4 protein-coding genes are annotated in these 9,824 nt (G+C 60.4%); 3 read left to right on the top strand and 1 reads right to left on the bottom strand.

The features are described 5' to 3' along the window. The 3 genes from NF876_RS33135 to NF876_RS33125 form a co-directional block, all read left to right on the top strand. A partial coding sequence (locus NF876_RS33135) for a transposase (RefSeq protein ID WP_262272405.1) occupies positions 1-257 on the top strand: 257 nt, incomplete at its 5' end. A gap of 748 nt (positions 258-1,005) precedes the next feature. After that, on the top strand, positions 1,006-2,346 hold the full coding sequence (gene repC / locus NF876_RS33130; RefSeq protein WP_262272404.1) for a plasmid replication protein RepC: 1,341 nt from the start codon (positions 1,006-1,008) through the stop codon (positions 2,344-2,346). 33 nt (positions 2,347-2,379) lie between these two features. After that, positions 2,380-3,417 carry an LLM class flavin-dependent oxidoreductase gene (locus NF876_RS33125; protein WP_262272403.1) on the top strand — a complete coding sequence of 346 codons (1,038 nt, stop codon included), beginning with the start codon at positions 2,380-2,382 and terminating at the stop codon, positions 3,415-3,417. A gap of 463 nt (positions 3,418-3,880) precedes the next feature. On the opposite strand, the gene NF876_RS33120 is transcribed toward NF876_RS33125, so the two are convergent. Further along, positions 3,881-9,130, bottom strand: a complete 5,250-nt coding sequence (locus NF876_RS33120; protein ID WP_262272402.1) for a RecQ family ATP-dependent DNA helicase — start codon at positions 9,128-9,130, stop codon at positions 3,881-3,883. Positions 9,131-9,824 lie beyond the last annotated feature (694 nt).

Below are 9,824 nucleotides of genomic sequence, written 5' to 3'. Positions count from 1 at the left end.
AGCGTGAGGAGCAGCTTGCCTTCTCAAAAGAGTATCGACAGCGCGCCGGCATCGAGGGAACGATTTCGGCAGGTGTCCGGGTCCTGCATCTGCGGCGCTCGCGCTATATCGGTCTCGCCAAAACGCATCTGCAACACGTGCTGACGGCGGCCGCCATGAACCTCATCCGACTCGGGGCTTGGTTTGCTGGCAAGCCGCTCGCACGAACCCGGCAATCCGCCTTCACCAAGCTCATGATGGTTCCCGTCCCAGCATGATGAATTCGCCAGCAGTATCAGTTCATGCGCCAGGAGCAGGCCTCTTGCATCGTGGAGCTTTGGAGATATACGATGAAATTTGAAAGTAGTCTCTTGTCGTTGAGCTGCATAGCACGAAGAATATTTAGCAATACAGAGTCTATTTGAATCTCTCTCTGTCAGAGCTCGAATCTAGCTTGAGTCTTAAATTGCGGAAATGCGGTAAGTCCACTGCACCGTGACTGAATCCGTCCAAGCGCTCGACTCATTCGGACTCAGCTTTTCAGTGGAAATCACAATCAAGATTAATCGATTCTTACAGAGCGACTCCACACGTAACACCGAATCGGTTCATCTCTCATGTGTTGCGAGAGAGTGGAGTACACAACGTCCGATAGCTTGAGGCAGCAAGATCATCAGAGCTTCCGAGAGGTCCCTCGCCAGACGGACTTCCGGGAGATCGTCGTGTTGGTGCTTGAAGAAGCCGGTGGCGAGATCAGTGCCGGCACAAGAGAGCGCATCGGTCTCATCGGACTGCGATTAATCCCCGACCTCGCGACACTCTTGGAACGGGAGAAGACAACCGTGAACTAAGGCTAGGCAAAGCAAAAGGCCCACGAAGCTGGAAACTTCGAGGGCCTTTGGAGTCACCGAGGGATCGGCGACAGGATTGGTGTAGCAACCTCCTTATGCCATCCCGACAAGCTGCGTGTCAAGAACATCGGTTTCGGTGAACGCTCCCGCTTTGCCCTCACATTGGAGGGACGCGATGCAACCCGCATCGTCTGGAGGCCGGCGGCTGAGACACGCTGCTTTGGCCGCGAGGAAGTTTGCGCTCGAAACTAGGCGCACTGTTACACGAAAGGAGCTTTCAGTCTCTGCTCGTGATGCTGAAAGGGCGCTCCGTCTGAGCGCGCCGCAACGACTGGTCTTGAGTCAGCTCGTCGTCTGTTGGGGCGAACACCACATCAACAGGCTGCTCGTCTGGCCGTCCAACCAGCGGCTGACGGCGGCCACCGGACTGTCCGAGCGATCGATCCGCAATGCCATCCGGGCTCTGATCGAGCTTCAAGTGCTCATCCCGAAGGACTCCCCGAACGGCAAGCGCTATGCCGTTCGGGATGAGAAGGGGACCGTTATCGATGCGTTCGGCTTCGATCTAACGCCGCTCTATGCGCGTCGCGGCGAGTGGGCCGCCGCCACCGCTGAGCAACAGCAGCGAAAGGAACTTCTAAAGCGCTCGTTTGACGAGATCACGGTCTGCCGTCGTGCCACCGAAGCGGCTTTGAGTGCACTGGCGCAGTACTACCCCACTGTTGATCGTGCTGCTCTTGAGAGCCGCCTCAGTACACTGAAAGCTCGCACCCCAAAGCGCTCCGGGGCGACACTCCCGGCCGGGCTCGTGGAGGTCTGGAACGAGATCAGACAGCTCACCGAAGAAGCCTTCTATCAGGCAAGCTGTGACGGCACGACATGCCGACACATAGAGGCAGAGAATGAATCCTTGAGTAAGACTTGTCACAATGGCCGCCAGGATGACATGGAGCCTGCTGCTCAGACCGCTTTACCCACTGAGCTGTCGGTACCAACGTTGATCGTCGAAGCATGCCCCGTGATCTCCGATTGTGCTCACCCGATCCGAGATGCTGCCGACCTTGTTTCGGCCGGACGGTTCCTTCGAGCCTCATTGGGAGCTCACCCAAGCGCCTGGACTGAGGCCGTCGAGGCCATCGGAGCCATCCATGCTGCAACAGCTGTGATCTACGTCCTGCAACTCTATGACGATGATGTCTCAAGCGGCAAAAACAGCATCCGAAGCCCTGGTGGGTACTTCCGGTCTATCATTCGCCTCGTTAAGAGCGGCGAAATCGACCTTCAGACTGAGCTGCTTGCCTTGCGGAGACACAAGCTTGCTCAAGGAGACAAAGTCGGCTGGCCGGGGAGTGAAGTATGTTGTGGCCCGCGCCAAAAGACTTGGGTGCATAAGGTACCCTCCCAAGAAAGCCGGCAGCAGCCAACCGTAACCCGTGTCTGGCGCACGGGTCATTGGAAGGGCGCTGCGGGGTTGCCATTTGAAGGGCAGCTGATGGCTGCGACTTCGGGACTATGACTGGGGCAGAAGCCCTATGGGAGGACCATTCTTATGGAACTTGGACTCTACACCTTCGGCGACGTGGGCGCCGATCCGGTGACGGGACGCCGGGTTAGCCCGGCGGAGCGCCTCCGCAACCTGGTGGAAGAGATTGTCCTGGCCGACCAGGCGGGACTGGATGTATTTGGCCTTGGCGAGCATCACCGGCCCGATTATGCCGTTTCAGCGCCTGCTGTGGCGCTGGCAGCCGCAGCGACGCAGACAAGACGCATTCGGCTGACAAGCGCCGTGACGGTGCTCAGCTCCGATGACCCAATCCGTGTATTTCAGCAGTTCGCCACCCTCGACAATCTCAGCCAGGGCAGAGCCGAGATCATGGCCGGCCGCGGCTCCTTCATCGAGTCTTTTCCGCTCTTCGGCTACGACCTTGATGATTACGACACGCTCTTTGCCGAGAAGCTGCAACTCCTGATGCAACTCAACGGAAGCGAGCAGGTCAGCTGGCCGGGCGGGAAACATACTCCCCCGATCACAGGCCGTGGCGTCTATCCGCGGCCCTATCAGGAGAAACTGCCGATCTGGATCGCGGTCGGCGGGACCCCGCAGTCCCTTGCTCGTGCCGGAGGGCTCAATCTGCCATTGGCGCTCGCTATCATCGGGGGAGAGCCAGCGCGCTTTGCACCCCTGTTCAACCTTTACCGGCAGGCGGCCCAGCGCGCAGGCCACGATCCGGTAGCCCTAAAGACATCGATCAACGTGCACGGCTTTGTCGCCACGACTACGCAAGAGGCTGCCGACACCTTCTATGCCCCACAGGCGGAGGTGATGAACCGTATTGGGCGGGAACGCGGCTGGCCGCCGACCAACCGTGCGCAGTTCGACGTGGCACGGGGACCACGTGGCGCACTCTTTGTCGGAAGCCCTGCGGAGGTGACAGACAAGATCCTAGCGATGCATGAGATCCTCCGGTTCGACCGCTTCTTGATCCAAATGGCCATTGGCGTGATGGACCACCTCACGCTGATGAAGGCGATTGAAATCTTCGGAACGAGGGTGGCGCCGGAGGTGCAAAAGGCACTCCGATCATAGAGGCAGTTAGTGTGGGCCACAGTTTCGCGAATGATCATTTTTGCGGTTGCCTCTTACGGCAGGCTCGGCTGCATAACCGCAGAGCGACGCCGCGAGAACACCTTCGCATCCGCCGCCAATTCCCCATCCAAGCTTCGAGCCTTATCCAGCAGGCGATAGGATGCGCCGTCACGGAGTGTCTGTTCGGACTCTCCGAGGTTTGTCAGGGTGACAATGTAGTCAGGCGCGGGTTGATCTCAAGGATTGGTTTTGTTGCCGACCCTAGTTGTTCTGCTAATGCTAAAAGCCGCTCTAGCGGCTGGTCCATGTAAGCCACGGTCCACCACCCACTTAAGCATCCGGGTAAACAGTCAGGGAGCGGGATGGCAGAGAGGGGCACGAGCCTGACCAAGAGCCAGACTGAAGATCACTGTTCATCCAAGTAGCATTGGCGGTTACAGTCATGGGCGCCAATGGCCTAATGTCAGCCCGTTAGGCGTTCCGTGCCAGCCCGCGAGGCCCTATCGATCCGGAGTTCCGGAACAATGGTGAACCAATCCTTCCGCTTGATCTTGGATTTATGGTGCTCTTGGCTGTCACAGTGCCGCCACCGCACGATGGCGAACACCCGAACAGGGATCTCTCGCTGATCGAAGTCCGGATCAAACTCGCGGCGCATCTTTCCGATTCTAATGCCGGAGCCGTCATCGGCCACCCGAAAGAGGTGCCATGGAAGCTGGTCGTTTTCCCCAGTCCAGCGCAGGACGAGCTGGTCGCCCGTCTTCAGACTGCCAATCGTCTTAGCGTTTAGGTCTATCAGGTCATCCGTCTGGTTGCAGCCGTGCCCATCAAAGGCTGGGAACGACAGAAAGACATCGCGGACGGAGCAGGGCTCGAATTCATGCGCAGTGCGGGAAACCACAACGGGCGGGATCGCCTGGCAGTCCCGGTCCAGGAGATGATCGCCGCGGCGACAGTCCCCTAAGATGTTCCTGCGTCCTTCGCGTGAGGTGATGAAGCTCAGGCTGTGCCGCGCCCGGGTGGCCGCGACGTAGAGGAGCCGTCGGGCAGGGTCGTTCATCGTGGAGCCCGGGTGCTGGAGCCATCCGGCATCCAGGACCACAACGTTATCAAACTCAAGACCCTTGGCGCTGTGCGCCGTCAGGACGACCACCCCTGTCTGAACTGGCTGCCAGCCCTTAGCCCATTCTACGAACTCGTCAGAAATTTCCCGGGCCGACCGCGGCTCGCCCACCTCGATCTCGGAGGCCATGCTCTCCAGCTTCTCCGCCACAGCGCGAGACCAACGGCTGGCGAAGGTACCCTCGACCCAGGTAGCCGCCTTGCGCAGGTCATCCGGAGCGAGCCACCGCCCTTTGTGCTCCGCAGCCTCGAGCCAATCACGTACCTTGATAGCCTCCTTAACCCGGAGAAGGGGGACAAGCCCCTTGAGGTCACGGGAGACCTCGATTCCCGCTTCCGAGAGGGCTCGTTCGACGATGCGAATGTGGGCCCGGTTGCGCACGAGCACCGCAGTGGCATCCCACCGCCAGATCTCCTTGGGGACGGACTTCGCCAGGTGGAGGAGCTCGGAGGCAGCATAGGGCGCCTGAGACTCGATGTCTTGACCCTCCGTTTCACGCACGCTTACCCGTCCGATGTCAGGATTTTCGGGGCTGTAGTAGCGGCCCTGGAGCGGGACCGTACGTCGTGCGGGGTCGATCTCGATGGGTGTGGTCTTTAGGCGCCCGGAGGCACTGGCGATGATATCAGCGGCTACTTTCAGGATGGCGCCGCTCGATCGGTAGTTCCAGGTCAGCTCCGGCATCTCGGCGCCGGGGAACAGGTCGCCGAAGGCGCGGATATACTGGCTGCTAGCGCCACCAAAGTCGTAGATGTTCTGGTCATCGTCACCCACAGCGCAGAACCGGACATCAATCAAGTCCTCAGCCGTTTGGGCCTGACTCTTCACCTTCTTCTGCGACTGCTGCGAGATCTCCCGGATTAGGTTGAAGGAGTGCTCGCTCACGTCCTGGAATTCGTCGACGAAGACCCACCGGTAACGCCGGAGCATGATGTCTGACAGATTGCCGCCGGAGCGCCGGTGCTCGGCCAGGCGCCGACCGCCTTCCTCGAGGACCGAGTCGAACGCGGCAGCCTCATTGCCTCGATCAGCCCTGCCCTGAGACATTTCGGCTTCCTCGGCGACAGCTTTGTCGAAGAGTCGGTCGTAGGAGAGCCCGAGCACCTGGAGCGCGAAGGCATGATAGGTGGAGACCGAGACCGCGGTGCCGAGGCGACCCAAAGCTCGCTCCTCCTTCAGTCGGGTGCGGATCTCTTCGGCCGCGCGCCGGTTATAGCAGAGCGCCAAGATCTGGTCCGGGGGCACACGCTCTACGGAGACCAGCCACACGATCCGCTCGACGATCACACGGGTCTTGCCCGAGCCCGGGCCGGCTAGGATGAGTGTGTCCTTGAGGCTGGTATCGCCGAAGACGATGCTGGCTTGCCTCTCATCGAGCCGCGCCTGGAGCTCGATCTGCCGCGCGACAGAGGCCGGCCGGTTCTCGAGGGCGAGCTCGAGTTCCTTTCCCGTGACGACGTGACCTAAGGCCTTCTGGGATGGAGTTGCAAAGTAGGACTTCAGGAGGTCCGGCGCCTGCTGATGATCTGTCAGAACTTGGCGGGCATAACCGTCCAGAAGATGGAGCTGACGGATCTCCTCCTGCTGAAAGGCGCCGACCCCCCTCTCGAAGATGACTTTGGTGAAGCTGTCCTTACGCAGCGCGCCGGGGCGTTTGACCACCATAACCCGACATTCCTCGGCCGGGTGATAGAGGCCTGGGCCGACATCGAGGGTGCCGGTCTCGGAGAGCCGCAAAAGGGCCTCCCTGGCAATGATCTCGGCCTGCTCCGGATCCAGGGCGTCCCCGTCGTTTCGCCAGACCTGGTCCAAGTCTATGTCAAACCCCGCCACCTCCTCCGCAAGTCTCTTGGGTGAGATATGCAGGAGCCGCTGGCCGCCTCCGGTGAGTTCGCGCAACGTCGCCAGGACGCGCTGAAGCTGCCGGCGTCGGTGCTCCGTTTTGGACACCGCGGTGTCGATGTCGTGCTGGGCGGAGATCGAGATTTTTCCGGATCGGCTGACATGGGAGATCTTAACCCGCAGCAGCCCGCCTCGGTGCAGCGCATGGAGATGCTCTACGATATCCCGAGGTGTGATCTGTGGCTCAGGCGTATCAGGCGGAGCGGTCTCCGCCCTTGGATCATCTGAAGGAGGAACCACTCGCTCCGCCGGATAGAACTCCCTCGCGGTGTTCCAAACCTCCGAGATCGTAGTATGCAGCATGAAGCCCGGCTCGCCATCGGGCACTGAATCGCTCTCAGGGGCAGCGGGCGTCCGCATCTCCAGCAGCTGTTCGATGCCACGAAGAAGAGCGGCGTCGATATCGAGCGCCGCGTTCAGCGATGCCTCCCCGAAGCCTTTGGTGCTGAGGGCGATCTGGACGCTGACCTCACGCCGGAGGAGCTTTTTCTTCACGAGGGATCGGAGCGCTCTCGAGATGTGGTTCTCGCGATCGGGATGCGTGAGCCCGCAGAGCTCGGCCAGTGCCTCCCGGGTGGCCGCCGGAATTCGGATATCGTCCGCCTCGGGTGTCTCATCCGCCTTGGCCTTGATAAGGGAGACAATCCGGGCCTGGAGCCGGGGCAGAGTGTGTTCAAGTTTCGAGAACTCGGCCAATCGTTCAGCATCGACCCGGAAATGCTCAAGGCTAGGACTGGGGTGCAGTTTCTCGACAAGACCCGCAGCTTCGAGAGCGTCGATGATGCGATTGATACGATCCCGCGCGCGCTCCATCGTGCGTTCGTTGTCCTGGCTTGCCGCCAAACCGAGAACGCTGCGGGCTACGGTCACATAGGGCAGGGAGAGAGGAGGCATGAGCTGGGTACTCTTGCTGGCCTCCTGGACGCGTCGGTGGACCTCCACGATGTGCCCCCAAACCGCATCGATCTCCTCTTTATCGAGGTGGCTCTTCGCGATGGCCTCAAACCTCTGCTCGAGATCATCGGGATCCTGGATGAGGACGCAGTTGGCGGGCTTGCGGTCACGGCCGCCACGACCAGCTTCTTGGGCGTAGGCTTCCAGCGAGGACGGCAGGTTGGTATGGATAACCAGTCGGACGTTCGGTGTGTCGACTCCCATCCCAAAGGCGATGGTGGCCACGATGATCCTTGCCTCGCCAGAGGCGAAGGCGCGCTCGACCCATCTCTTCCTGTCCGCATTCAAATGGGCATGGTAGGCCTCGGCAGGATAGCCGGCGTGCCTGAGGCTCTCGGCCAGTGTCTCCGTACTCTCACGTCGTAGTGCATAGACGATCGCCTGGCTGCCGGGTGGAAACAGGTCCTTGTCACCCAGGAAAGTTTTAACCTGAGCCTCCAGGCCCTCGGATGTCCCCTCGACCACACGATATGTGAGGTTCGGCCGATGGGCGCCGCCGTCAATGATCGTGAGCTTGCGCCCGGCCATTGTCTCGAAGGCTGTCTGTATGTCCCTCTGGGTCTCTGGGCGCGCCGTGGCGGTCAGACACATGACCGCGGCGCTGTCGCTCCCGCTGGCGCCACAGGTCGTGAGCCACTTAACCGCGCGCCGATAGTCGCCTCGGAAAGTATTGCCCCAGCTTGTGAGGCAGTGGGCCTCGTCGAACACCCAGAGGCCGATCCTCCGCGAAGACAGAAGGGCCTTCATCATTGCCGAGCCGAGGCGTTCAGGAGAGATGTATAGTAGGGCGGTCTGCCCCGACTGAATCGCCTCTGCAACCTTCTGCTGCTCAACTTGATCCATGTCGCCGTGCAGGCACTCCACGCCGACGGTGAGATTCGCCATTGCCTTCTGGACCTGGTCGCGCATCAGGGCCTTCAATGGCGAGATGACGACCGTCAGGTCACCTGTCCTGGCATGATGCTCAAGGGCGGGCACCTGGAAGCAGCGCGACTTGCCCGTCCCCGTGGGCAGGATGCCGAGAATGTTCCGCCGCGCGATCCCTGCCTCCATGACCCGCTCCTGGAAGGAGATGGAGTCAAGGTCAAAGGGCGGCTGGAAGCACGCCTCTGTGCCCGGCTCTGGCGGGAACCAGCACGCCATCCGGTCCAGCGTCGTGCCCGCATTGCGGCAATGGGTGCAGGCGAACTCGCTACATCGGCGACGCCCGAGGTCATCCAGGACAGCCCGAAACTCGGGAAACGACTCGAGGAGCCAGACCGCCGGAGCCGCCCGTCTGTCGCGATTTCGGTACCAGCTCAAGGTCCAGGCGAGGGGCCACCCGTTCTCCGTCCGGTAGGCTTGGGCCAACTGATCCTGGAGTCCGCACCGGCAGACCTGTCCGTCGAAGAGATCGAGAAGATCCTGGGGAGCTTGGCGCAAGTCATCGGGAGAGCCTGAGGCGCCTGGGCGGATGACCTGGAACAGAGCGGCGTAGCCCTTGTGCGCGGAGCCAAGGGTGCAGAGCCAATGAAGAGCGCGGAGCCACCGCGCCTCCAAGCCTTTGAGTTCCTGCACCTGTGTGCAAAGGAGCTCGACAGCAAGACGGGCGTCCTCGCGGGGATCGTTGTGCGCTATCCGGCCTTCGGTCTGGTAGGTCTTCTCCAGGGCGTGCGAGCTGAGGTCCGGACGAGCGAGGGGGGCGAGCCAGATTGTGTCAATGACAGAGATGGCAGAGACATCCTGCCCCGTCATCTGGCCGAGGATAGGGATATCATGGAGCGTCGCATTATGCCCGATTACGAAAGGTCGTGCGCTCGTCGCCTTGAGAAGATCAGCCGCTGAGGACGCAGAAGGCGCGACATCGGAACCCACCTTGGAAAAGGGCCCTTCGGCTGGAAGGAGGGCCGAGTCCCGGAGGGCGGCGAAGCCGGATGCTGATGGGGTTGATTCAAGGTCAAGGGCAAAAGCTCTGGACAGGAGACGGAGCAGCGGATCGGGATCAGCCGAAAGAAAATCCGGAAGGTCCAAGACCTCAGCAATGGAAGTTCCGAACATGACAACGCTCCTAAGAAGAGCATATGTTCGACTCTTTTGGTTGCCAACAAAGAAGATCATAAGTCATTGAAAAACCTATGTTCTTGTAACGTTCTCATAAAATGCCGTCCTGTTTGGGATAGCAATAGGCGAAGGTCGAGCCTGTGCGGGTTTGTTGAGGCAGTCACTCGGCAGTAGTTCTGGAAACCCGTGATTAGCGGCTCCAACATTATCCATTGTACGTCCGTCAGCGTCGCTTCTCCTCCCATCAGGAGGTGCAAAACGCCTGCTCACACCATCGGCTCAGGAGTGAATACGCCGTATAATCAAGGAGTAGGAGTATGTTCGAGCGAGCCCACGTCATGTGTTACGCAGGCTCGACGTGAGTACATGTTGGTGGTACACATGAGCA

Source organism: Microvirga yunnanensis, from assembly GCF_025460875.1.
Note: the sequence above shows the minus strand (reverse complement) of the source record. Positions and strands in the feature narration are given on the sequence as shown.